Origin of the sequence: Brucella sp. HL-2 (assembly GCF_025846885.2) — a bacterium.
Taxonomy (GTDB): Bacteria; Pseudomonadota; Alphaproteobacteria; order Rhizobiales; family Rhizobiaceae; genus Brucella; species Brucella quorumnocens.
In genome coordinates, this window is record NZ_JAOYTK010000016.1 from 1 (window position 1) to 24,867 (window position 24,867).

Below are 24,867 nucleotides of genomic sequence, written 5' to 3' on the forward strand. Positions count from 1 at the left end.
CACGGGCGGTCGAGCTCCGCCTGGGCAAAATACGCCGAGGCTTTGCGCAAAATCTCATTCGCCTGACGAAGCTCGCGGTTCTCCCGCTCCAGAGCCTTCAACTTCTCCGCCACGTCACTCGGCAAACCTGCGCGCTTGCCGCTATCGGCCTCGGCCTTCTTCACCCATTCATGGAGGGTATGCGCCGAGCAGCCGATCTTGGCCGCTATCGATGATACTGCCGCCCAGCGTGATGAATGCTCGGCTTCATGTTCCGTCACCATCCGAACGGCGCGAGCACCGACTTCAGGAGAAAATTTGTTCGTCGTCTTGCTTGTCATAGACCCTATTTCTCACGAGTTGGGGTCTCCGGCAAACCCGGTGCGGTTCAAACCTTTCAGTCATTGGCTTTCAAGAAATTGGAGGCTTCGTGCATTACACCAATAGGGTGTTCCCAGCGATCCAACCAATCGATGCAACATCTGCATCGAACCTGTCGTCCATAGTATTAGTGGCAGCTATGACAACGTTTTCGCCGAAACAAACAATGGTCTCTACAAGCTCACAGTCATTCACCGGTGAAGCCCACAGGTAACTCCGACACTGTCGAATTCTCCACCTTTGAAAAAGGGGTCCACTGGAAATCGCCGGCGGTTTTTCGAGCCTTTCGGAATATCGCGTTCGCCGAAGCTGGGGCGCGGTATTGCGTCATGCTGGACGCGCCTACCACCGCCGGATAACTCAGATTAAATGGTCCCCAGCAAATCCAGCTTGCTTCATACATGGCATTACGTCTCAGCAGGGCTGATCCAGAACGCCCGCCTGTCATTAAAGTTTGGGGTTGCCACGATTTGTATGGATTTGGTCCAACCGACCAATGATCACTGCAATGCCGAAACAAACCGACCCAAGCCCGAACGATATAGTACCGAGTATCTGTCGTTGTGTTGACGGCGCTTCAACGATGAACAGCAGCCCAATCAGGATCTGAAGCACTCCGAGAACAAATACCACCGTTTTCATTGTATTCATCCGACATTGCTGGTCGGGAGTTGAAGCAGAGCGGTACCGGCTGCAAACAAATTCATGTTCGTCTCATTTGACAGCAGCGCAATCGAATTTGATGGCATCAATCTCTCCAGAAACGACATTATATTCACTTACCTGCAGGAGTGAGCAAACATAGATTTTTTCTTCATTCTGTAAAAAAACATAGTTTCCAGTAGCCGTTTTGAATTCATAGCCTTGTTCAGTAAGATCCAGGATCGTTGGCTTTCGTTCAGCGGCTGCCATGGAATTCATCGCAAGAGTGACGACGAGTGTAGTGAACAGGATTTTCATTTTATTACCATTAGAGAGTACGCTGGAATTGAACCGTCGTTAAAACGGATACCCGAAAGTACTTAACGTTTTTTTCCATTCTGTCTAAAAAAGCAGTTAGTGCAGCGACCATCAACAAAACGCAATTTGATGTGGGTTTTATGCGGGCAGAATCCAACTGTCCACATGCCAGCATACGATTGAGAAGCTCTGTTGAAAGTTTTTTGTAAATGAAGTCCGTTGGCGATGTCACGTTAATGTAAAATGTGAGCAACAACACCCGCAGCTCCGACTTTAGTCAGTCGCTCCGGTCACGGCTTTCCACTTTGCCACTTGACGAAGCCTGTGCAGGTGGATAGCGAAAACGGTGCGGTTGTGATGGGGCGGAACAAACAGATTGCGCAAGGTTGAGAAGATTGAAACGAAGCATTGCAATCCTCCGGGAGATCGAAAACCTTGCATGGACCCTTCCCGTTTTCGTAGAGGCACATGAGAATTCTCGGCCCGGTTATTAAGCCCCTTGTGCGAACGATGTTCGATGCTTGGCATGATCTGCCGCTTTGCTGCACCATAGGAGCGTAGCTTGTCGGTGATCATACGCTTGGGTGGCAAGCCCTGCTGTTTCAACAGCCGCATCAGCAATCGCTTGGCCCCTTTGGTGTTACGGCGGGCCTGGATGATCTCATCGAGGACGTAGCCGCCCTGGTCAACGGCGCGCGACAGAGAATGTTTCTTGCCCGAAATGGCGACTACCATTTCATCAAGGTGCCAGACATCGTTGTGTTACGCCCGCTTGTGGTGCAGCCGACGGGCGTAGTCCGGACCGAATTTGATCCCCCAGCGGCGGATGGTTTCATAAGATACCAGCATCCCAACTGAGAACATAGTTCTGAAAATTGCCACGCAAAAGCGACAGGAAGTTCAGGCGAGATTTTGTTTTTTGGTGCGAAAGACGCTAAAATGCGCGTTGCCGATATGAGTAGTATAGAAGTTATCGCGAGCATGACGGGCACCGGTGTCGTCGACCGTCACATAGGCGGCTGACACCAGACCGATATGCAGAACCGCAGCATCCTCAGCGATAAAACCATCCAGGTTCCTGGTCAGCAGACGAACAACCTGTAGTTTCGAGATTTCCTGGCCTATATCGTTCAACAGCGTCGATAGTCGTTCCATCGTCACCTGGCCCTGTGCGTGCAGCATTAAACAGAACCGCCGCAGATTGGGTCCGTAGCCTCCGACGATTCCGGCAGGCAGGGGCACAAGGATTGTTTTGCCGTCCGGTGTCACCCAGCAGTCGCGCCGGTAGTGAATAACCTCAGCACGCAAAACCACATCCCGCACGTAACAGCTTTTGTAGCCCTTAAAGCGTGATCCAGTCGGAGCATTGGCACGAAGAACAACGTCACGGTCAACGCGTTCAACATCCAATTTTGGTCCACGAGGCTTCTTCTTGCCACCGCCGCTGTCGTGAACCTTCGCATCTGTGGCCTTGTCCATGCCTGACGGTTTGAACGGTGGCCGTGGTGGCAGGTTTTTCAGCCACGCAATCTCATCGCGAAGTAGTTGGTTCTCAACTTTAAGCTGGGTATTTTCCAGACGGAGCTCGTCATTCTCCTTACGGAGTGCTGAATTCTCAGCTTCCAGCTTCTCAAGGCGAACTTCTGCACGTTCTGCTTTCTCAACCAGACCCGTGACCAGACTGCGCAACGGATCAAGGCGTCATAGAGCTATCTTCTTGAAAAAGAACAATCAATCGCGCTTTAATCAATCTAAATGAGATTTTTGTTTAGCCACTCCGACACGTGGCTGGGAGGCTTATTTTTCTCAGAATAAGCGTGAAGGAGTCTTTGAAATGGCCCATCTTCATTGATAGGTACTATAGGACTATTTGGTTAAGAATGTCTACGTCTAACATGCTTAACTTCACGCACCGCCCTCGCTCGTTCTAATGCTGTATCTCCACCGTCGCTTAATAACTGCCCCGCCCTTTGAACGCTTTTCAGGAAATTGCTCAAAACATCCAGCCGCAATAATAATGCCATTTGCCGGGGATATCGCCTCGTGACGCGGCCAATCTGTGCGCCCTTTACAATGTGAGACCGTTTTGAAACTAAGCTGCGCATTCGAATATAACATTTGAGGATCGATCTACTTCAATCCAATAGCGTTGGACTCCAACCGGCTTCTCATCAATCCTATTTTGCGCCACCGCCAGCATATTCAGTTTAGCCCTCTGTTCGATACGAATGCTGAGTACGGGAAATTGCAGAGCGCTTATTGAGGGATGCCTGGGCAAGAGGCTTCAGCTTACGCCTTTACAACAAGTCGCTCATTGAGGAACGATGCCTACAAGATAACTGCCCGTTACAGGTGGCCGCCATAGCATGTCGCGCTCAAACGCATTCATTTGGCATTCGCGAACATGCGACAACTATAAAATCCAGAGTAAGCGATATGGGTGCGGTTAAGTGCGACACACTCTGGGCTCTCTGACTGCGTCAACAGAAGAACGCTTCCAATTCTGCCGCGACCAGCGCATCTTATGCATATTAGGCTACTTTACTATCTATCAGGTAGAAGACCGATTTTCCCACAAGTATTGTTCCCCGCATTGCTGATCTCGCTTGAATGCGGGAGAGAATCCCGTGATTCTGGAATGAAGGTCTGAATAGACTGCCGTCTATTATCTTTAATTCTCTTTAAATTCAGTTAGATAGGGTTATTTCGATTCCAATGGACATAGATTCCAGACCGGCCCACCAGCGATGCTAACTGTTAGTTAATATACGCCCCTTGCGGCAAAAAAAGAATCGGACATAATGACGGTATTTAGACGGCATTAGTTCCAGTGCCGTCACTAGGGATCCCAAGTCTATGAATATCGCAAATAATGCAGAGCAAGTGTCGTTTGACGACATGATATTGACGCAAGGGCGAGAGATCTCGCGCAAGCTCAATCTGCTGCGTCATGAAAACTTCCCGCCTGATGCGCGCAAAAACTTGCGCCAGTTTTCCATGGCTGAAGCGGCTTACTTCCTTGGTGTATCTCCGAGCAATCTGAAGAAACTGCACCTCGAAGGAAAGGGGGTTGATCCCATCATCCTTTCCGGCGGACGCCGTGCTTATACAATCCAGCAGGTTCAGGAACTCCGTCATTGGCTTGATCAGAACGGTCGTGCCGAAGTAAAGCGCTATGTTCCGCATCGTCGTGGCAATGATAAATTGCAGGTTATCGGTGTTGTGAACTTCAAGGGTGGCTCCGGCAAGACGACCACAGCCGCGCACCTGGCGCAGCATCTGGCGCTGACTGGCCACCGCGTGCTTGCAATCGATCTTGATCCGCAGGCGTCCCTTTCAGCGCTTCACGGCATTCAGCCGGAGCTTGATGAGTTCCCATCGCTCTATGAAGCCGTTCGCTATGACGAGCAACGCAAATCCATCCGCGAAGTCATTCGCAAGACCAATTTCCCGGGTCTCGATATCATCCCTGCAATGCTTGAGCTGCAGGAGTATGAATACGACACGCCGCTTGCAATGCAGAACGGCGGCGAAGGCAAAACCTTCTGGAATCGTATTGCGTCTGCACTTGCTGAAGTGGATGCGGAATATGATGTGGTCGTCATCGACTGCCCGCCGCAGCTTGGTTATCTCACGCTGACCGCCCTTTCAGCGGCAACGTCGGTTCTCATCACGGTCCATCCGCAGATGCTCGATCTAATGTCGATGTCGCAGTTCCTGCTTATGCTTGGCGATATCCTCAAGACGGTGCGTCAGGCTGGCGGTGCAGTGCAACTCGATTGGTTCCGCTATCTGATCACCCGCTATGAGCCGACTGACGTGCCACAGGCACAGATGGTTGGTTTTATGCAGAGCATGCTGGCATCCCACATGCTCAAGCATCAGATGCTCAAATCGACTGCGGTATCGGATGCAGGTCTTACAAAGCAGACACTCTATGAAGTTGAGCGTTCTTCCATGAACCGCGGAACTTATGATCGCGCTATGGAGGCTCTTGAGGGCGTTAATTCGGAAATTCGCGGGCTTATTCATGAAGCCTGGGGTCGTTAGACGGCAGTCTAATTCGGAAAATATGAAATAAAATCAGGCTTATGACTGGTTTGAGGATAAGAGAATGGCACGGAAGAACATTTTTCAGAGCGTAATGCAGACCGAAGAAGCGGAAGAAAAGCCCGTTTCTCCGGTCGAAAATGTTTCGCGTCGTTTTGGTGCTGCAAAGTCTCTCTCTGCGTCAATCGATGAGCTAGCCAAGCAGGCTTCCCAGAAGCTTGATGGTGAAACCATCGTCGAACTCGATCCTCAAGTTCTCGATGCATCTTTCATTGCTGATCGTCTGCCTGAGGCTGATGATCAGGAATATGCTGAGCTTTTGGAAGCTGTTCGTGAACGTGGACAGGATAGCCCTATTCTTGTGCGCCCTCACCCCGAGACCAGCGGTCGTTTCATGATCGTATTCGGTCATCGTCGGGCAAAGGTTGCGCGTGAGCTTGGGATCAAGGTCAAGGCCGTCATCAAGCCTCTCGCTGATCTTGAACATATTCTGAGCCAGGGTCAGGAAAACTCTGCTCGTGCCAATCTCAGCTTCATTGAGCGTGTGCTGTTTGCAGCACGCCTTGAGGAACTGCAGTATAGCCGTGAAGCTATTCAGGCCGCTCTTTCCATCGATTACCAGACCCTGTCGAAGATGCTGACCATTCCGCGCGCAATCTCCGAAGATATGCTCGTTGCTATCGGACCAGCGAAAGGTATTGGTCGTGACCGCTGGCTTGAACTGCGCAAGCTGATTGAAATGCCTGGTAAGGCTGATGCGGCGCGTGAGTTGATGGCAACCGATGCCTTCAAGGCAGCACAGTCTGGCACACGCTTTGAGCAGCTCTATGGTTATCTCAAAGGTTCGAACCAGAAGAAGCCAGTTACGAAGGCAGCTTTACGCCCCGGTTCGAGCTGGACTGCAGCTGACAAAAGCGTCAGTGCTACCATCAAACAGAATGGCAAAACAGCAACCCTGGCGCTCAGTGCAGCCAATGGTCCGCGTTTTGCTGAATGGATTTCGCGTAATCTGGATGCGCTTTATGCGTCATTCAGTGACGACGAGAAGTGAGTAAGCGTATCGGGTGAGGGCACTTATCCCCCACCTAATCAGCGTATCGTATAAAAGTGGAAGAGTGCAGGTGGTGGTCATCTGCATAATTTGACGAAGAGGAAGCAGCAGCAAAAGAAAAAGGCCCCCAAACGTCGCCGCGTGGAAGCCCTTCTCATTGGTTTAGCAGCTAGAGAATCGCAAATCTACGAATCACTGTCAAGTGTAATTAGCGTCATTTTGGCGGGTGGATTTCTTTTGCCTTGTGGAAGGTGAAAGAAAATGGAGTCTCAATTCGGACTGACGCCTTTTGGCAGTCAGCGGATGACGCACGCCTTGTTGGCAGGGCATCAAAAAGCTCGAGAAATCCCTCAGGGATCTGCTGCTGATAAGTGGCAGCTTCATCGCTGGCTGTGCGAAGGCAAAAATATCATCGGCATCAGTGATCGTTCTTTGGCGGTTCTGTCTGCTTTGCTGTCATTTTATCCTGAGAACACGCTGGTCGAAACCGGCGCTCTGGTGGTGTTTCCGTCCAACAAGCAGCTGGCCTTGCGCGCGCATGGCATGGCCGATGCAACATTGCGTCGTCATCTGGCAGCGCTGGTCGAGGCCGGTATCATCACTCGTCAGGATAGCCCGAATGGCAAACGCTATGCTCGTCGCAGCAAATCCGGTGAGTTAAAGGTTGCCTTTGGTTTCTCGCTTGCACCACTTTTGGCGCGTGCAGATGAGTTTGAGGCTGCTGCCGAGCAGGTCAAATCCGAGAAAATCGCTCTGCGTGAAATCCGTGAACAGCTGACTTTGCTGCGTCGCGACATATCAAAGCTGCTCGATTATGCAATCGAAGCATCGCTTGTTGGTCCATGGGATGAACTCAAGGTCGAGTTTCGTGCAGTTGTCGACAGCATTCCACGCCGTGCAGAGATGCTCGAGCTGACAACACTCGTCGCAAAACTGCATGAAATTCGTGGTTCTGTTGATAAAGCTTTGAATAATAATCAAAAAGTTCAAAATCTGAGCGACAATGAATCCCAAAATGAGCGGCAGCTTAGTGAATCAAAACCAGATTCCCATTTTGATAGGAACGTCACAAAATCAGACACAGTTGCGATCACGACGATAACCGATTGCGCGATTAATGCCGGTATTTCTCTCGATATGGTTCTGCGAGCCTGTCCAGAGATAAGCACTTACGCATCAGTTCCGATAAGCCAATGGGAACATCTGATGGCCACAGCAGAGAAGGTGCGAAGCTTTATCGGCATCGATACCAAACTCTATGAAATGGCTCTGAAAATGCTTGGAAAGCAGAATACCGCTATCACAATTGCCTATCTGCTCCAGCGCTATAACGATATTCGCTCTGTGAGTGGTTATCTTCGCATTCTCACGGAAAAAGCTGCTGAAGACGCGTTTTCGGTAAAGGCGCTCATGGTCAGCGCTCTGCATATTCAACAAAGGCAACTGCAATGAATTGATACTTGCTCCTATGTCCTGATAGCAGTTGGAAACAGGATGAGGGGAATGTTGGCTCCGTCGCTGTGTTGAAACTTAACGAAGAGTTAACTTTCACAAACTGGTGATGGCCAAGCGAATAGGGGCTGATACGAACACGCCGATACGAACACCGGCCATGGAATTGTTATGTACCAAATAAGGTCTAGACATAGGCAATGTGATTGTATTGATAATCTGTTTTAAGAGTGCAGATCTGGTTATGGCTTAGGAGAAGAAAGTATGTATTTCCAATTGGGTAGCTTGATAAGCGCAAGCTTGATTTTTTTGACAGCGCCAGTGGCTGCCGAAACTTTGAAGGTCCGTGATATCACCAATAAGCAAGAGATATCAGAACGTGCCGCTGATTTTGAGAACGATCTCAATCAGCTTGGTATTGCAGCAAAGCTGAACTGCAATCTGCTCATTGGAAGTCAGGGCGAATCTGGCCACGAAAGCTTCGGTGCGATTTGCGATATGAATATTTCGGGCAAAAAGCCCACTTCCATAATGCTGTGTAACGATATGATGATCGGCAAGCTCACCATCAAAGCTTTCGGCTTTAGCGAGAATAAAAACGAGCTCGCTGCCTTTACCGAGATGAACTGCCAGCCAGGTGGCTAATGCTAACCATGAACCCTCCGGGCACATTGCGTTATCGCTGATAATGCAGGAACTTGTTTCCATGTGCTCTGGGGGGCGTGCTTATTCTTATAAAGAAGGCTCTTCTGCCAGATCTGCGTAAACGAGATAACGAAGCGGACCTTGCGTAACAGCATCAAAGGGATAGCAGGTCGCAAGAACCAGATGAGAGCCTGCCGCGTGAACATCGATCTGGGCTTCATCCCAGCGCGTGACAGTCATCTGAGTGGCGCGATATGTATATGTTTTGCCGTCATTGCGGGTAACGCGGATAAGGTCGCCTTGCTCAATATCTTTGAGAAAAGCAAAATGCGTGTCGCGATGGGCGGCATAGACTGCGGTTCCCTGTTCACCAGCTTGCGGTGTGTTTTGCAGATGGCCCGGACCAAAAGCCAGGGCTTGTCCACTTGCACCATTAAGAGCGATTGCTGACGCAGCCAGTCGTGGTGCCTCGATACGCGCTACCGGCCATGTGTCCGCCCATGCCCAGGGCTTAACCTTTTCACCTGTCGCAATGCTCTCGGAGAAAGCGCGCTCAAGAAGAATTTGAGCCGCATAAGCTTTGGCATGAATCCAGAGGCCTTGACCGAGAAGAAAGAGGCCGCAGACCATAACAGCGATCGAAAGAAGGGCGAGGGGGGAGCGCAACCAAGCGCGCTCCTTTGCCTTTGAGTTCTGTGCTACGATGACACTCATCATGCATTCTCCTTGCGGCGTGAAAACCAGAAGATGAGAAACCCAATCAACAGAGCGACCGATCCCTGAAGCATATTAAGCGTTGCCGGAGTTGCGGTTTGCGGCAGAGGCGTTGCAGGGGCTGAAACATCGGGCGATGCAGGACGATCATTGCTTCGAGCCAGTATCTGCTCCTGACCTGCATCGGCATGATCAAGCACATTACGGTCAGCACGGATACCAAACAGCGCATCAAAATCCCATCCGGCAGGAAGTTGCAAAGGAATGTCTGCACGGGTGAGGCGGGTATTCGCCGGGCGGGTTGGCGTCTGATCCACTGCAACAAGGCTTGTAAGACGCGTTACCAGATGATGCTCAAGCGCAAGGTTGAGGATACGCGTGTCGGCTGCCAGTCCTGTAATCTTGCCAAGCTTCATGTCCACCTCAGCATCATCGATCTTGCGACGGGCCCAGATCTTGGAAATGCCTTCGGCGGGGCTTGCCGCATCAAGCGGTAAGGTCACTGTCCATGGGCGTCGTCCGACTGTACCCTCAACTGTAATGGTGCCAATTGCCTGTTTTGTGCGTGCCACAATCACCAACGGTTCGCCCTGATAAAGGTCAGGAAGAAGGCCTGGCGTCAGATAGACACCCTCTTGCGAGAAGCCGGCCTTCACATTGGTTACAACTGGGTTTTCGAGCTTAGCAAACAGTTCACGCATACGCTCGTCGACTTCTTCAACCGAGCCGATATGTGTAAAGGTGCCGCGACCAAGTTCAGAGGCCTTGTTCATCAGATAGGTGTTGGGCGCTGAGCCAATACCGACCATGAAGAGGCGGGAGCGATCCCGGCGCGATGCGATGACATCAAGCATTTGCTGTTCGTTGCTAATCTCGCCATCGGTCAGAAACACGATCTGACGCAAACCGTCCTTTTGGTGGCTGTCATCAAGAGCCGCGTGCAATGCGGGCAGCATTTCTGTTCCGCCGACCGCGTCAAGCGTGGCCACATATTCGCGGGCATCGGTAATATTGAGTGGCGTAGCAGGAACGGAGTCATCAAATACCTTGGTCAGAGTGTCATCGAAACGAATGACGTTGAAACGGTCGGTGGGCTTTAAGCGGGAGAGGGCATAATCGAGACTGGCTTTGGCCTGCTTGATCGAGGTTCCGCCCATCGAACCTGAATTGTCGATAACAAACACGATTTCTCGCGATTGATTTGCAGCGCTTTTGACAACCGGCGGCGTGACATAGGCCAGCAAATAATCGTCATTTCCAACACGTTCGCGAAACAGGCCGACATTGGGCATAGCGGTTTCAGCTGCTTGCCATTCGAGAACGAAATCGCGATCGGCTGTGGCCTTGCCATCCAGAACAATCTTGGAGGTTTGCTCATTCTGACTGTCGATTTTGATAGGGTGATAAAGGCTCTTGATATCGGCGGACGGGAAACCAGGCTTGAGATTGACAGTGATCGTCACTGGATTGGTGCGGTCTTCGCCCGGCATCACGAGAGGCGTTTCAATCGCTCCATTGTCGGGACCATGGGTTGGTTCCGTTTTCTGCTGTCCCCAGCCACTTTGAATGTCTGCGGTCTCAATGATCGGGTCGCTGTTATCGGGATTATAGCGCGGCGCGACAACGAGCGGCACGCGGAGCGAAAAGCGATTGTCGCTCAGGCGGACTGCCTGCTGATATTCGATCTGAATGACGACTTTTTCATTTGGGCCGAGATTTGCAACCGCATTGGTGAAGATGTTGGGGCGCTGCTGCTCGATGAGAGCTGCCTTCTTGCCCTCGCTTTTTGCCTTCTCGTAGATTTCACGCGCCGCCTGCTTTTCCTTGATATCGGCGACGATAACCTTGTCACCGACAATCATCTTCAGGGAATAGACCGCACTCTCTTCGGGCAGAGGGAAGACATAAAGCCCTTCGACCCAGCCGCTGGTCGGGTTTTCAAAAACCTGACTGAGACGGGCGCGAGCGGTGGGGCCACTGACATCGATATCGAAATCGGTGGCAAGTCGTGGCGCTTCGACATATTGGCCTGCTTCACTGCTCTGAAGCAGAAGGCTGCCGCTTTGCATGGCATTCGGCGTTACATAGGCCGGCTTTTCCGCGCGGGCCGCAGCCACGTTGAGAAGCGAAAGAACAACGGCCAGAATTGGCAGTATCGTCATATTCACAAACCAGATGAGTTTGCAGAACTGCGAGAGGCTGACTGCCCTTGCGTTGTTGTGGGAGTGTTTGATGGCAGGCGACATTGTGCGCTCCTGTATCGATCGGATAACTGGACACAATTTGCGCCGGAGTGCTGTTTCCTCGCCAGCGTAAGCTTTGCCAAGTTTTGTCCGTAGTTTGCCGCAAGCCACCTTGCCGGTTCTGGCTTTGTGTGGAATTGTGAAGGAAAGTACGGATCCAGGAAGTTTTCATGTCTCAGCACGATGCGGTTTTGCCCGATCAATTGAATCTCCGCGTTGCTGAACGTGTGCGCGAGGAAATCGCGCGGCGCAGAATTTCACGCCAGCATCTGGCGGATGAGGCACGTATCAGCCTATCGACGCTTGAAAAGGCGCTTTCCGGGCACCGGCCTTTTACGCTTGCCACTATCATCCGGCTTGAGCAGGCAATGGGATTTGAACTGCGCGATCAGGCGGAAACAGAAAAGCCAAAGCCAGCCGCTCCTCATGGACATGCGGCGGAAGAACTTGGCGCTTATTCGCGCGCCGCCGTTTCCTGGCTGGAAGGAACGTTTCTCACCTTGCGTCCGTCATTCGGCAATCGAAGCGACATCTTCGCCTATTGCACGCATATCAGCTGGGACGCTGAGAATACGCATCTCAAGTTTGAGGAGCGCGAACGCACCGATACGTCGTTTTCGCAGCAGGGGCGTGTTTCAGTGCCGCATCTTTCGGGCCATGTTTATCTTGTGACCAATACATCCGGGCAATACCGGATGGCGGTTCTTTCGCGCCCAAGTATTGCGGGCGAAATGTACGGCATTCTGACAACCTTGCGTGCGGGGCAGGGAGCACAACTGACGCCTGTATCGGTGCCTTTGGCGCTTATTCCAATGAAGGTGTTCGAAACGCCGGTTTTTGGTCGAATAACCCCGGCAGATCTATCTTATGGCCAATATTCCAGTTTTATCAACAAAACGCTCGGCGATGGATATGCAAGTTTCGTAACGTCTGAATAGACGCGGCTCTGACTTGCTTTAACTATTATATATACCACTAAACATATTGGGTTTAATGTTTCCAATTGCGCTGATTTCTCTTAAAATATTGAAATAGCAACAAATTATCGGAAGCATATTTCCTTAATTATGTTTAAATATCCGCCTTGCCTAATACAAAAAATACCTCAATATTATTTTGCCGACCACAGCTATAAATTGGAGGGGTATAATGAATAACCGCATTATTGGACCAACCTTTGTTACTTTTCTTTCCAGTACCGCAATTATTACAATCAGTAGTTTTATACTGAAGACAGATCCAGCTTTGGCGGCCTGTTCGTTTACCCCCACATCTGGAAACGACACATATATCTGCGATAGCGGAACATCAGTGGGCGGTTTGACTGATACGAACGGCAATAACACCTTGCTGTTGCCTTCCGGTGGAAGCGGAACAGTCAACGGCAATGTCACATTCGGTGCAGGAACAGACCGGATAGAGGTTCATTCCGGCACGATAGCCGGCAACGTTATTCAGGGCGACGGCGCGGATGCGTTTGTGATTTCCGGTGGAACCGTCACCGGTAATATCCAGCAGGGCCTCGGTATTGACGATTTCCGCATGACCGGGGGCGAGATTGGCTCGCTCAATCAGGGTGATGCGCTGGATACGTTCTTCATGTCTGGCGGCAGAATTGTCGATGCTTTTGATGACGGTGATTATGCCGTGATGACGGGTGGCCGCATCGGTCGCGTCAACATGAAACTCGACAACAATTATTTCAATATGTCCGGCGGCACCATCGATCGCAATCTGGTGGCGGGGTTTGGCAATGATACGATCATTATTTCCGATGGCATGATCGGCGGCAATATCAGCGTCAGCGGTGGGACGGACAGTGTCACGATCACTGGCGGGACGGTGGCCGGTGACGTTCTTATGAGCTTCGGCAATGACCAGTTCACTTGGAATGGCGGCGGCATTGTCTATGGCAATATCGATATGGGCGCGGACAGCGATACGGTTGTGCTTGCCAATCTGACAGATGCCAATATTGGCGCAACCAAGCGCCTGACCGGCGGCGACGGCGTCGATGCACTGACATTCGATAACGTCAAGACCGGCAAGGTTGGTCGGTTTGACAGTTGGGAGACGATCAATCTCACCAACGACACCCGCTTGACTTTCGACACGACCCTCACCTTGGGCGATGCCGGAACAGGCACTGGAACGCTCAATGTCGATGCTGCCAGCACGATCTATGGCGGTTCTGCACAAAGCGGCATCAATGCGTTTTCGCCCAGTCAGCTTGCTTCGGTTTTCAATACCGGACGCATCGATCTGACCAATGGTGGCTCAAGCACAAGCGATACCTTCACCATCAAGGGCAACTATACCGGTCAGAACGGCCTTCTGTTCGTTGATACTGTGCTGGGTGCCGATGCATCGCCATCAGACAAACTGGTCATTGATACGGGTAACGCATCCGGCTCGACCGGTATCGTGGTCAACAATGTTGGCGGCGCTGGCGCATCTACCGTCTCTGATGGCATCATGGTTGTCGAGGCGCTCAACGGAGCAACGACAACTGGCGGTGCGTTTTCGCTTAACGGACGCGTAGCAGCCGGTGCTTACGAATATTTCCTGTTTAAGGGTGGCGTTTCCGCCAATACCAATGAAAACTGGTATCTGCGCTCGACGCTGGTCAGCGGCAGCCAACCTGCCCCTGTTGTTCCGGAAGAAAACCTGACGCCTGAAGCGCCGGAAACTTCCGCGCCTCCACCAGCACTGGAACAGCCGCCAGCACCATTGCCGATCGATCCGAATGATCCCGATCCCCAGGATACGTCTGCTCCGGTAACGGAAAACTCGCCTCAACCAGAGGCACCTCCGGCACCACCTCCTGCTGAGGCTGCAAATCCACCGGCCACCTCCAACGGGCAGGCAGCAACGCCGCAGATCGGGTTTGAAGGGGCCGTCCCGCCATCGCCGGGGGCCACGCGTGTGGAAGGCGATGTCGTTCCGCTCTATCGCGTCGAGGTGCCTGTCTATTCCGCTTTGCCACCGGTCGCCTATCATCTGGCACTCACGACGCTCGGAACATTCCATGAGCGCCGTGGCGAACAGGATCTTCTCAGAAGCGGCGGCTATCTGCCTGCGACCTGGGCGCGTTTGTTTGGGCAGGATATCGATACGAAGTGGAAGGGCACTGTTGCACCGGGTCTTGATGGCAAGCTCTTTGGTATTCAGGCTGGTCAGGACCTTTGGGGCCGTGAAACAGAAAGCGGCCATTCCGACCGCTTCGGCCTGTTCTTCGGTTATACCCGTGTGACAGGTGATATTACAGGTCAGGCGCTCGGCTGGAATGATCTTGCTGTTGGCGATCTGGAAATGACCGGCACCAGCTTTGGCGGCTACTGGACCCATATCGGTCCGCAAGGCTGGTATCTCGATGCCGTGCTGATGGGCACATGGTATGGCGGCGATGCAAGCTCGAATGCGGGACAGAGCATTGATATTGATGGCCATGGCGTGACGGCTTCGCTTGAAGGCGGCTACCCGATTGCGCTTAGCGGAAGCTGGACGCTGGAACCGCAGGCACAGCTCATCTGGCAGAGCCTTTCACTTGATGATCAGGCAGACCGTTATTCATCGGTATCGTTTGATTCAGACAATGCCTGGACCGGGCGCATCGGAATGCGTCTGCAGGGTGCTGAGGATACATCCATCGGCAAGCTGCGACCCTATCTGAAGGCCAATCTCTGGCAGAACTTCTCGTCCGATCAGACTGTGCGCTTTGCCACCGATCCGATTGTGACGGACCTGAAAGGCACGTCTCTGGAAGTTGGCGGCGGCCTGACCCTCGACATCACCGAGAAGGCAAGCCTTTATGCGACTGCCGATTACACCACTAATCTCGGTGGCGAACGCAACCGCATATGGGAAGGCAATATTGGTTTGAATGTGAAGTGGTGAGAAGTTCAGTCGCACCCTGTGATTTAATGCGGGCCGCGGCTTCGTTAACCGACTTGCTGCGGTCACATCCGCGTGATAGTTGCGTCTCCTGCAAAACCTAAAGCATGTCACCCAAAAGTGGGAACCGATTTTGGGATAAAGACATGCTTGAAAACAAAGACTTAAAGCCGTTCCAGTTAAGACTGAATCGTTGGAACCGCTGTAACTATTTGTTTTTACGCATTATCCTACGCAAAACTGCTTCGCACTTTTGCTGGAAATGCTTTCAAGCGTGTCATGCGGATATGATGAAATGCGACACGCTTTAGGAGCACGCCATGGAACGACTGATCGAACGCAGCCTTTTCGCCAGTCGCTGGCTGATGGCACCCATGTATATAGGCCTCGCTTTGGCGCTGGTCATTCTGGTGTGGGTTTTCATGGTCGAGCTATGGCATTTAGCTTTGATCATCCCGTCAATGACGGTCAATGATGCGGTTCTTGGTGTGCTGGCACTGATCGATCTCAGCCTTGCCGCCAATCTTCTGATGATCGTGATCTTCGCAGGCTATGAAAATTTCGTCAGCCGCATGGATCTCGCCGATCACAAGGACCGCCCTGATTGGCAGGGTGAAGTCGATTTCTCGGCGCTTAAGCTGAAGCTGGTTGCTTCAATCGTTGCGATTTCCGGTATCCATCTTCTCAAGGTCTTCATGGATGTCGCCAAATACTCCGCCGATCACATCAAATGGATGGTCATCATTCATTTGGTTTTCGTGATTTCCGGCGTGCTTCTGGCTGCAATGGACTGGATTGCCAATCACGGCAAGACGCTGAAAAAATCCAAGGCATCGAAAGCGCAAGCCTAGGCTCAGGACCCATTAATTTAATGGAAATGGTGTGAGACCATTCGTTTGGATACGAGGAAAAAAGGCGAAGGAAATGTGGTTCATTTTCGAGCCTTTTTGACAAAGTAGCCGAGCGGATGGGCCACATCCTCCGGACACCGAAATGAACTGGCGATCCGCTTCGTCAAGCCGCTCTAACGCGGGAAAACACCCCCGTTCTTCACGCCTTTCCTTGCATGTCTGGTCATTTCAGGTGCCATTTTCATCAAATTAATGAGTCCTGAGCCTAATCATGCAGTGATTGCGTCGGCTTCGCGCAGGCGATAACCGACGCCTGTTTCCGTCAGAATATAATGCGGCTGATCGGGAGATTTCTCGATTTTCTGGCGCAACTGGCGGACATAGATGCGCAGATACTGCACATCGGCCGCCGGTCCCCAGACATGACTTAGAATATATTGATGCGTCAGCACCTTGCCCGCGTGCTGCACGAGCAGGCGCAGGATTTCATATTCCTTTGGTGAGAGCTTTATCTCTGTCTCATCCAGTTTGACGATGCGCCTGACCAGATCGACCGACAGACCATCGCTTTGAAACACCGGCTTTTCGCCCTGCTGATGCAACTTGTGGCGCAGAGCAACGCGCGTTCTTGCGGCCAGTTCCTTCATGCCGAAAGGTTTTGTCACGTAATCGTCGGCCCCCGTTTCGAGAGCCCGCACGATGCCTGCCTCATCGGTACGGCTTGAAAGAATGAGGATCGGCAGCGTCAGCCCCTGTTCGCGCCACAAACGCAGAAGCTCATGGCCGTCCGTATCCGGTAGGCCAAGATCAAGCAGCACAAGATCAGGCTTTTCGCTGTCCAGAAGTGCCGATGCTTCGCGCGCGTTGGTCGCTTCGACCACGGCGTAACCTTCCGTCGTAAGTCCGACCCGCAGCAATTTGCGAATGGGGGGCTCGTCATCGACCACCAGAATTTTGGGCTTGGGGTCGTTCATATGGTGCTGTCCATTTCTTGAGCTGGCAAGGGTATCGCGATTGTAAAGCGAGCACCCGAACCGTCAGCCCTGTTTCCAGCCCGAATGGTTCCGCCCATTGCTTCGGTGAAACCACGCGCAATGGAAAGGCCTAAGCCCGTTCCTGCCTGCACGTGATCGCCTTTGCGAACGCGATAGAATGTATCGAAAATCCGTTCAAGATCGATCTCGGGAATGCCGGGACCCTGATCGCTGATTTCAAGCGTCACACGGCCACGTTCGACATGTGCTTTAAGAGCGATTTCTGAACCCTGCGGCGCATATTTTGCAGCATTATCCAGCAGATTGAAGAGCACCTGCTCGAACAAAACCGCATCAAGCCTCACCATGGGAAGGTCGGTTGGCACCGCCACCTGAACTTTATGATGCGCCAAAATCTTGGTGGCACGATGAAGCGCTGTACCAACAATATCACCGAGATAATACAGCGACAGATTGGGTTCCATGGCGCCCGATTCAATCCGTGTCATGTCGAGTAGATTGGCAATGAAGCGATTGAGCCGCTCGGATTGTTCTACAATGGTCGAGAGCAATTCAGTGCGATCGTTATCCGGCAGTGAACCAGAATAGTCGCGCAATGTGGTTGCCGCACCCATGATGCCCGCAAGCGGGGTTTTAAGATCGTGTGATATGGAGGTGAGAAGCGCCGAACGGAGCTTGTCGGCTTCTGCTGCAAGCTTGGCGCGTTCAACATCGCCAACAAGTTGCACACGCTCAATGGCAATGGCTGCCTGATCACTGAGCGCTTCAAAAAGTCGTTGCTGTTCTGGCGTAAGAATTGGCCCCTGCCGATCATTGTCGAGGCCGATCACGCCAACAGATGTCCGCGCAGTTTTGAGCGGAAGATAAAGCCGTTTGGCGCCCGGCAGGGTATCAGCCCCGCGCCCGGCTGGCAGTTCATGCTCCCAGGCCCAATGCGCTGCTGCAATATCAGCATCGACAAGACTGTCATCGGGCGGATAGCCCGCGCGAACGGCGATGCTTTCGCCTTCCGGCAGCAGGATGACGACCCGTACCTTGAGCATGGAGGCTATCTGAAAGGCGGTCGCCCAAAGCACATCGTCGAGTGAGCCGGTTCCCGCGAGCTTTTTGCTGAACAGATAAAGGTCTTCCGTCATGTGTGCACGCTGGCGTGCGGCCGTGGCCTGTCTCTGGACGCGGCTTGCCAGATTGCTGGCAACGAAGCTTACAAGCAGGAAGAATGACAGCGCCACCACGCTTTCGGGATCGGCGATGGATAGCGTGTAGAGCGGGGAGAGGAAGAAGAAATTATAGGCAAATGCGCTTAAAACCGAGACAAACAACGCTGGCCATAGACCAAGCGTGACCGCAACACCGAGAACACCGACAACGAAAACCAGTGCGATGCTTCGCACATCGAGAAACTGATCAAGCAGAAGCCCGACACCAAGCGCGCAGGCTGTAACAAGAGATGCTGCGAGATAGGGCTTAACGTCGTATCCGGTTGAATGGCTGACGGTTTTAATGCTGCGGGCGGAACCGGCATTGTCGCGGTCAGCGGCAGCAGTGATATGAACGTCAATTGCGCCGGATTGGCGGATCAGTGCATGGCCGACCGAGCCTTCGATTGCCTCACGCCAGCGTGGCTTGGCCGATTTTCCGGCAACAATATGCGTAAAATTATGCGTTGAAGCATAGCGCACCAGCTCTTCGGCAATGCTTTGGCCGGGAATGATGATGGTCTCGCCGCCAAGCTGCTCGGCAAGTCGCATGGTTGCCGCAAGCCGATCCTTGGCTTCATCGGAAAGACTGGCGGAACGCGGCGTCTCGATGTGAATGGCAGCCCAGGGCGCACGCATTCGGTCGGCAAGCCGCCGGGCATAGCGGACCAGTGAAGCACTGTTTGTGCGCTGGTCGACCGCAACAAGCACCCTGTCACCGGCAGCCCATGGCCCCTGTATGGCATTGGCGCGCATGTGGGTCAGCAATTGCTCGTCAACCCGCTGCGCTGTGCGGCGAAGTGCCAGCTCACGCAAGGCAGTTAGATTGCCGGGAGAGAAATAGTTGCGGATGGCGCGTTTTGCGGTTTTGGGCAGATAGATTTTGCCCTGATCGAGCCGCTTGATGAGATCATCCGGCGTGAGATCGATCAGTTCAATATCATCGGCCCGGTCGATGATGCTGTCGGGCACGGTTTCGCGAACGCGAATGCGGGTGATCTGAGCCACCACATCATTGAGGCTTTCGACATGCTGGATATTGAGCGTGGTATAAACATCGATCCCGCGCGCCAGAATTTCCTCGACATCCTGATAGCGCTTGGGGTGACGGCTGCCCGGCGCATTGGTATGGGCCAGCTCATCCACCAGAACCAGTTGTGGCTGTCTTTTAAGGATCGCGTCAATGTCCATCTCATCGAGCCGATGGCCATGATAGGAAATTTCGATGCGGTCGATGATTTCAAGCCCATCGACGAGAGCTTCGGTTTCCTTGCGCCCATGCGTCTCGACAACGCCGATCACGACATCAACGCCGTCAGCCTTGCGCGCGCGCCCGGACATCAGCATTTCATAGGTCTTGCCGACGCCGGGAGCTGCTCCCAGAAATATCTTCAGACGGCCACGCGTTTCGCGCTCTGCCTGTTCAAGCAGCGCATCGGGGGAAGGCCTTATATCGCCAAGGCGAAGATCGTCCGATACCAAGCGTTGTTTCCTCAACATAAGAAGGCGGCGGGAAAACCCGCCGGTAGAGCGGTTCCAGTTTTAGCAGAATCGTTGGGACCGCTCTATTTCTTTGTTTTCACGCATTATCCAACACAAAACCGCGATGCACTTTTGCTGGAAATGCTTTGATCTACTCTAGTTACTACTCGTTCTGTCCAGAACAAGATTGAGCTTCAGCACATTGACCACCGGCTCGCCCAGAAAACCAAGTTCGCGCTGTTCGATCTGCTGTTCGACGATACCGCGAAGGCTTGCTTCATCAAGGCCGCGCGCGTTGGCAACACGTGGCACCTGAAAAAGGGCTGCTTCCGGCGAGATATGCGGATCAAGCCCGCTTGCCGATGTTGTGACGAGGTCCATCGGCACCTCAGCGTTGGGGTTGCCCTGTTTGAGCGCATCCGCATCGGCTTTGATGCGTTCGATCAGTGCCGGATTGGTTGGCCCAAGGTTGGAGCCGCCGGAACTGGCTGCATCATAACCTTCCTTGCCTGCCGCAGAAGGACGGCCATGGAAATAGCGGTCGCCTGCAAATTTCTGCCCGATCAGTTCGGAGCCGATTACCTTGCCGTCTTTCTCGATCAGGCTGCCATTGGCCTGTTGTGGAAAGATGGCTTGTGCAAGACCGGTCATGCCAAGCGGATAGATCAACCCGGTGATGACGGTAAGAGCAACGATCATGACGAGTGCTGGACGAAGTTGTTTCAGCATTTTCTAGTTCCTTAAACCAGACCGAGGGCAACTATGGCAACATCAATGGCCTTGATGCCGATGAACGGAACAACGACACCGCCAATTCCATAGATCAGCAGATTGCGAGACAGCAGCGCACCTGCTCCAACGGGCTTGTATGTGACGCCCTTCAGCGACAGTGGGATCAGCGCGACAATGATGAGTGCATTGAAGATGATCGCCGAGAGGATCGCGCTTTGTGGCGTTGCAAGCCCCATGATGTTGAGCGCGCCAAGCTGCGGATAGAAGGCGAGGAACATCGCCGGGATGATCGCAAAATACTTCGCAATATCATTGGCAATCGAGAAGGTCGTGAGCGCGCCGCGCGTCATCAGCAATTGCTTGCCGATCTCGACAATCTCGATGAGCTTGGTCGGATCGCTGTCGAGATCGACCATATTACCGGCCTCTCGCGCGGCAACCGTGCCGGTATTCATGGCAACACCGACATCGGCCTGCGCCAAGGCTGGCGCGTCATTGGTGCCGTCGCCGCACATGGCCACGAGCTTGCCTTTGGCCTGTTCCTCACGGATGAGTTCGAGCTTGTTTTCAGGCGTTGCCTGCGCCAGAAAATCATCGACACCAGCTTCCGCAGCAATTGCAGCTGCGGTCATCGGATTATCGCCAGTGATCATTACCGTGCGGATACCCATACGGCGCAATTCAGTGAAACGCTCGCGGATACCACCCTTGACGATATCCTTGAGGTGAATGACGCCAAGCAGGCGTCCATCCTTGCTGACTGCCAAAGGCGTTCCGCCGGTTTTGGCTATGGTGTCGGCAATGGCTTGCAGTTCATGGACAGTCTTCTCATCCGATGTTGTATGTTTGAGCACGGCATCAACCGCGCCCTTGCGGATTGACGATCCATCAATATCGACACCACTCATCCGGCTTTGTGCCGTGAAAGGCACGAAACTGGCATTGAGGCTCTGCATATCGCGGCCGCGCATGTCGTATTTTTCCTTGGCCAGCACGACAATGGAACGGCCTTCCGGTGTTTCATCGGCGAGCGAGGCCAATTGTGCGGCATCGGCAAGGGCCAGTTCATTCACACCGCTAACCGGCATGAAAGCGGTTGCCTGACGATTGCCGAGCGTGATTGTGCCGGTTTTGTCGAGCAGCAAAGTGTCAACGTCACCGGCAGCTTCCACCGCACGACCAGACATCGCAAGCACATTGAAGCGCACCAGACGGTCCATACCGGCAATGCCGATTGCTGACAGAAGCGCGCCGATTGTGGTGGGGATCAGCGTTACGAAAAGAGCCACCAGCACGATGACGGGGATATAGCCGCCCGCATAGGAGGCAAAGCTTGGAATTGTCACGACGGCCAGAACGAAGATCAGCGTCATGCCTGCAAGCAGGATGTTGAGGGCGATTTCGTTTGGCGTCTTCTGGCGTTCAGCGCCTTCGACAAGGCTGATCATTTTATCGATGAATGTCGAGCCCTGTGCTGCCGTTATGCGAACCTTGATCCAGTCGGACAAAACCTGCGTACCGCCTGTAACTGCAGAGCGGTCGCCACCCGATTCACGAATGACCGGGGCGGATTCACCTGTAATGGCTGCTTCGTTGACGGACGCTACACCTTCGACGACTTCGCCATCCGATGGAATGATATCGCCTGCTTCAACGATCACCACATCGCCGACCTTGAGGCTTGTGCCAGGCACAGTCGTAAAGTCTTTCTGGCCTATATCACCAAGCCGTTTGGCCTGAGTTTCCGTGCGGGTGCGGCGCAGGGATTCTGCCTGAGCCTTGCCGCGACCTTCGGCAACAGCTTCGGCAAAATTGGCAAACAGCACCGTGAACCAGAGCCACAGCACGATCTGGAACGAAAAGCTGATATTGGCTCCGCCGGTCGCAACGTCCTTCAGCAGAAGAACGGTGGTGAGCAGCGAGACGACCGCCACGACGAACATGACGGGATTGCGCGCAAGGCTCTTGGGGTTGAGCTTGCGAAAAGAATCGCCGATGGCGGGAATGAGGATGCGGGCATCAAGCATGCCGGTTTTAACTACTTTGGCGGATTGGGACTTGCTCATAGGGAACTCCAGAAAAGCGGACCCAGAAATTCTGCAGCAAAGACGATCATCAGCACTGCTGCGAGGATGAGGAGAATGAGGTTTGATGGGCTAATCATTGAAATGTCTGCCCGTTAATCATCGCAAGATGTTCAGCCACAGGTCCGAGCGCCAGCGCAGGGAAGAAGATCAAACCACCCACAACGAGAATGACACCAATCAGAAGGCCGACAAAAAGCGGTCCATGGGTCGGGAATGTCCCGGCAGATTCGGGCGCTGATTTCTTGGCAACCAGTGAACCAGCAATTGCCAGTGCCGGAACGATGACCAGAAAGCGGCCCATCAGCATCGCAAGGCCGATGGTGATGTTATACCAGGGTGTGTTGCCCGAGAGGCCGCCAAAGGCCGAGCCGTTATTGGCCGTTCCTGACGTATAGGCATAGAGGATTTCCGAGAAGCCGTGCGGTCCGGGATTGGCAATCGATGCGAGGCCGGTCGGAATGACCGAGGCAATAGCGGTAAAGCCAAGGATCGACAGTGGCAGGCAGAGGACGGCAAGCATGGCCATCTTCACTTCTTTGGCCTCGATCTTTTTGCCCAGATATTCCGGTGTGCGTCCGACCATCAGACCCGCAACGAAGATTGCGACGATCACAAACAGAATGATGCCGTAGAAACCTGCGCCCACGCCACCGATGATGATTTCGCCCAGCATCATGTTGATCATCGGGATCATGCCGCCAAGCGCCATCATGCTGTCATGCGTGGCGATAACCGCACCGCAGGACGCAGCCGTTGTGACCACAGCAAACAATGCCGACATGGTTATGCCGAAGCGGGTTTCCTTGCCTTCCATATTGCCGCCATCAATGCCAAGCGCATGGATCAGCGGGTTGCCCGCAGCTTCTGCCCAATAGCAAATGGCAACACCGGCCACGAAGAGCACGCCCATTGCAGCGAAGATCGCCCAGCCCTGCTTTTCATTGCCGACCATGCGACCAAACACGTTGGTAAGGCCTGCACCGATGGCAAAGATCGCGACCATCTGGATCATATTCGAGATGGCATCGGGATTTTCAAACGGATGTGCGGAGTTGGCATTGAAGAAGCCACCGCCATTGGTGCCGAGCATTTTGATTGCAAGCTGCGAGGCAACTGGCCCAAGCGCTATGACCTGACGCGCACCTTCCAGTGTGGTGGCTTCGACATAGGAGCCGAGCGTTTGCGGCACACCAAGCGCCACAAAAGCCAGTGTCATGACGATGCATAACGGCAGCAGAATGTAGAGAATGCAGCGTGTGAGATCGACCCAGAAGTTGCCGAGGGTCTTCATGGATTTGCGCGAGAAAGCGCGAATGAGCGCAATCGCAATGGCCACACCCGTTGCAGCCGAAACGAAGTTCTGGACCGTAAGGCCTGCCATCTGGGTGAGGTAGGACATGGTGCTTTCGCCGCCATAGTTCTGCCAGTTGGTGTTGGTCACAAAACTTGTTGCCGTGTTGAAGGCAAGGTCCGCAGGCACATTGCTCATGCCCATCGGGTTGAAGGGCAGAGAACCTTGCGCGCGCTGCAGAAAGTAAAGAAGCAGGAAGCCCGCGAGATTGAACAGCAGCATGGCGGCCGCATAACTCGTCCAGTGCTGTTCCTCGCGCTCGCTGGTACCCGCCAAGCGAAAAAGCCCCCGTTCGATGGGAACGAGGACAGGCGATAGAAACGTGCGCTCGCCAGTGAAAACGCGCGTCATATAGCTGCCAAGCGGCTTTACGAGCGCGATGATGATCCCGCAAAAGATGAGGATCTGTATCCATCCATTGATTGTCATGGTTTTTCCCAAGCCTTGAGAAGGCTCAAATCGGCTGCTTATTCAGAACCGTTCCGGACGAATGAGCGCGTAAAGAAGGTAGGCGGCAACGAAAGCCGCAACCAAGGCGCCTGCGATATATTCAATCAGCATGGCGGGTTCCTCAAAGCCTCTCGCAAAGACGCAAATAGCCAAACAGCATTGCGAAGAATGCGATGCCGATACCAAGCACGGCGATATCCATTGTCATTTCTATTGCCCCCGGCCTGATTGCCTGTGGGGCTCCCTGTTTCACGCGGGCATTATGCTGCCGCTGTGCATAGGGTTTCGAGAGAGGGGAAAAGGCTGAAATATAAAAAAGTCATATATGTTTTGGCGTCGGGTGAGGGCCAG

18 protein-coding genes and 3 pseudogenes are annotated in these 24,867 nt (G+C 53.1%); 7 read left to right on the forward strand and 14 right to left on the reverse strand.

Annotation, left to right across the window (positions count from 1 at the left end):
* The 5 genes and pseudogenes from OIV19_RS16210 to OIV19_RS16230 all read right to left on the reverse strand — a co-directional run.
* Positions 1-320: pseudogene (locus OIV19_RS16210) on the reverse strand (transposase); the annotation flags it as partial.
* 487 nt (positions 321-807) lie between these two features.
* On the reverse strand, positions 808-1,002 hold the full coding sequence (locus OIV19_RS16215; protein WP_264232258.1) for a hypothetical protein: 195 nt from the start codon (positions 1,000-1,002) through the stop codon (positions 808-810).
* Between the two features lie 72 nt (positions 1,003-1,074).
* Positions 1,075-1,320, reverse strand: coding sequence for a hypothetical protein (locus OIV19_RS16220; protein WP_264232259.1), 246 nt, complete (start codon positions 1,318-1,320; stop codon positions 1,075-1,077).
* Between the two features lie 273 nt (positions 1,321-1,593).
* Positions 1,594-2,172: pseudogene (locus OIV19_RS16225) on the reverse strand (IS6 family transposase); the annotation flags it as partial.
* A 1-nt stretch (position 2,173) separates the two neighbouring features.
* Positions 2,174-3,009 (reverse strand): annotated as a pseudogene (locus tag OIV19_RS16230) (IS66 family transposase); the annotation flags it as partial.
* 1,167 nt (positions 3,010-4,176) lie between these two features.
* Between OIV19_RS16230 and repA the strand changes: the two are divergent.
* From repA to OIV19_RS16250, 4 genes are all read left to right on the forward strand, one after another.
* Positions 4,177-5,370: a plasmid partitioning protein RepA gene (gene repA / locus OIV19_RS16235; RefSeq protein WP_264232261.1), complete on the forward strand. Its 1,194-nt coding sequence runs from the start codon at positions 4,177-4,179 to the stop codon at positions 5,368-5,370.
* 64 nt (positions 5,371-5,434) lie between these two features.
* Positions 5,435-6,421, forward strand: coding sequence for a plasmid partitioning protein RepB (gene repB, locus OIV19_RS16240; RefSeq protein WP_264232262.1), 987 nt, complete (start codon positions 5,435-5,437; stop codon positions 6,419-6,421).
* A gap of 261 nt (positions 6,422-6,682) precedes the next feature.
* Entirely contained in the window at positions 6,683-7,873 is a 1,191-nt protein-coding gene (gene repC, locus OIV19_RS16245; RefSeq protein WP_264232263.1) for a plasmid replication protein RepC, read from the forward strand.
* A 321-nt stretch (positions 7,874-8,194) separates the two neighbouring features.
* Positions 8,195-8,518 carry a hypothetical protein gene (locus tag OIV19_RS16250; protein ID WP_264232264.1) on the forward strand — a complete coding sequence of 108 codons (324 nt, stop codon included), beginning with the start codon at positions 8,195-8,197 and terminating at the stop codon, positions 8,516-8,518.
* 87 nt (positions 8,519-8,605) lie between these two features.
* On the opposite strand, the gene OIV19_RS16255 is transcribed toward OIV19_RS16250, so the two are convergent.
* Together OIV19_RS16255 and OIV19_RS16260 are read right to left on the reverse strand one after the other, a co-directional pair.
* Positions 8,606-9,232: a class GN sortase gene (locus tag OIV19_RS16255; protein ID WP_264232310.1), complete on the reverse strand. Its 627-nt coding sequence runs from the start codon at positions 9,230-9,232 to the stop codon at positions 8,606-8,608.
* Positions 9,232-11,478 carry a marine proteobacterial sortase target protein gene (locus tag OIV19_RS16260; protein WP_264232265.1) on the reverse strand — a complete coding sequence of 749 codons (2,247 nt, stop codon included), beginning with the start codon at positions 11,476-11,478 and terminating at the stop codon, positions 9,232-9,234. The genes OIV19_RS16255 and OIV19_RS16260 overlap by 1 nt, the downstream gene beginning before the upstream one ends.
* Before the next feature lie 167 nt (positions 11,479-11,645).
* On the opposite strand from OIV19_RS16260, the gene OIV19_RS16265 reads away from it, so the two are divergent.
* From OIV19_RS16265 to OIV19_RS16275, 3 genes are all read left to right on the forward strand, one after another.
* Positions 11,646-12,413: a helix-turn-helix domain-containing protein gene (locus tag OIV19_RS16265; protein ID WP_264232266.1), complete on the forward strand. Its 768-nt coding sequence runs from the start codon at positions 11,646-11,648 to the stop codon at positions 12,411-12,413.
* Between the two features lie 211 nt (positions 12,414-12,624).
* The gene (locus OIV19_RS16270; protein ID WP_264232267.1) at positions 12,625-15,372 is read left to right on the forward strand and encodes an autotransporter outer membrane beta-barrel domain-containing protein; all 2,748 of its coding nucleotides are present in this window, start codon (positions 12,625-12,627) and stop codon (positions 15,370-15,372) included.
* A gap of 317 nt (positions 15,373-15,689) precedes the next feature.
* Positions 15,690-16,220, forward strand: coding sequence for a TIGR00645 family protein (locus OIV19_RS16275; protein WP_264232268.1), 531 nt, complete (start codon positions 15,690-15,692; stop codon positions 16,218-16,220).
* A gap of 269 nt (positions 16,221-16,489) precedes the next feature.
* Here the strand turns inward: OIV19_RS16275 and OIV19_RS16280 are convergent, their stop codons facing one another.
* The 7 genes from OIV19_RS16280 to OIV19_RS16310 all read right to left on the reverse strand — a co-directional run bounded on the left by OIV19_RS16280 (position 16,490) and on the right by OIV19_RS16310 (position 24,769).
* Positions 16,490-17,194: a response regulator transcription factor gene (locus OIV19_RS16280; protein WP_264232269.1), complete on the reverse strand. Its 705-nt coding sequence runs from the start codon at positions 17,192-17,194 to the stop codon at positions 16,490-16,492.
* Entirely contained in the window at positions 17,191-19,896 is a 2,706-nt protein-coding gene (locus OIV19_RS16285) for a sensor histidine kinase (RefSeq protein ID WP_264232270.1), read from the reverse strand. The genes OIV19_RS16280 and OIV19_RS16285 overlap by 4 nt, the downstream gene beginning before the upstream one ends.
* 156 nt (positions 19,897-20,052) lie before the next feature.
* On the reverse strand, positions 20,053-20,625 hold the full coding sequence (kdpC, locus tag OIV19_RS16290; protein ID WP_264232271.1) for a potassium-transporting ATPase subunit KdpC: 573 nt from the start codon (positions 20,623-20,625) through the stop codon (positions 20,053-20,055).
* Positions 20,626-20,636: 11 nt separating this feature from the next.
* Positions 20,637-22,694: a potassium-transporting ATPase subunit KdpB gene (kdpB, locus tag OIV19_RS16295; protein ID WP_264232272.1), complete on the reverse strand. Its 2,058-nt coding sequence runs from the start codon at positions 22,692-22,694 to the stop codon at positions 20,637-20,639.
* A 94-nt stretch (positions 22,695-22,788) separates the two neighbouring features.
* Positions 22,789-24,495 carry a potassium-transporting ATPase subunit KdpA gene (gene kdpA / locus OIV19_RS16300; RefSeq protein WP_264232273.1) on the reverse strand — a complete coding sequence of 569 codons (1,707 nt, stop codon included), beginning with the start codon at positions 24,493-24,495 and terminating at the stop codon, positions 22,789-22,791.
* A gap of 42 nt (positions 24,496-24,537) precedes the next feature.
* Positions 24,538-24,627, reverse strand: coding sequence for a K(+)-transporting ATPase subunit F (gene kdpF, locus OIV19_RS16305; RefSeq protein ID WP_036567035.1), 90 nt, complete (start codon positions 24,625-24,627; stop codon positions 24,538-24,540).
* Positions 24,628-24,637: 10 nt separating this feature from the next.
* The gene (locus OIV19_RS16310) at positions 24,638-24,769 is read right to left on the reverse strand and encodes a hypothetical protein (protein WP_264232274.1); all 132 of its coding nucleotides are present in this window, start codon (positions 24,767-24,769) and stop codon (positions 24,638-24,640) included.
* Positions 24,770-24,867 lie beyond the last annotated feature (98 nt).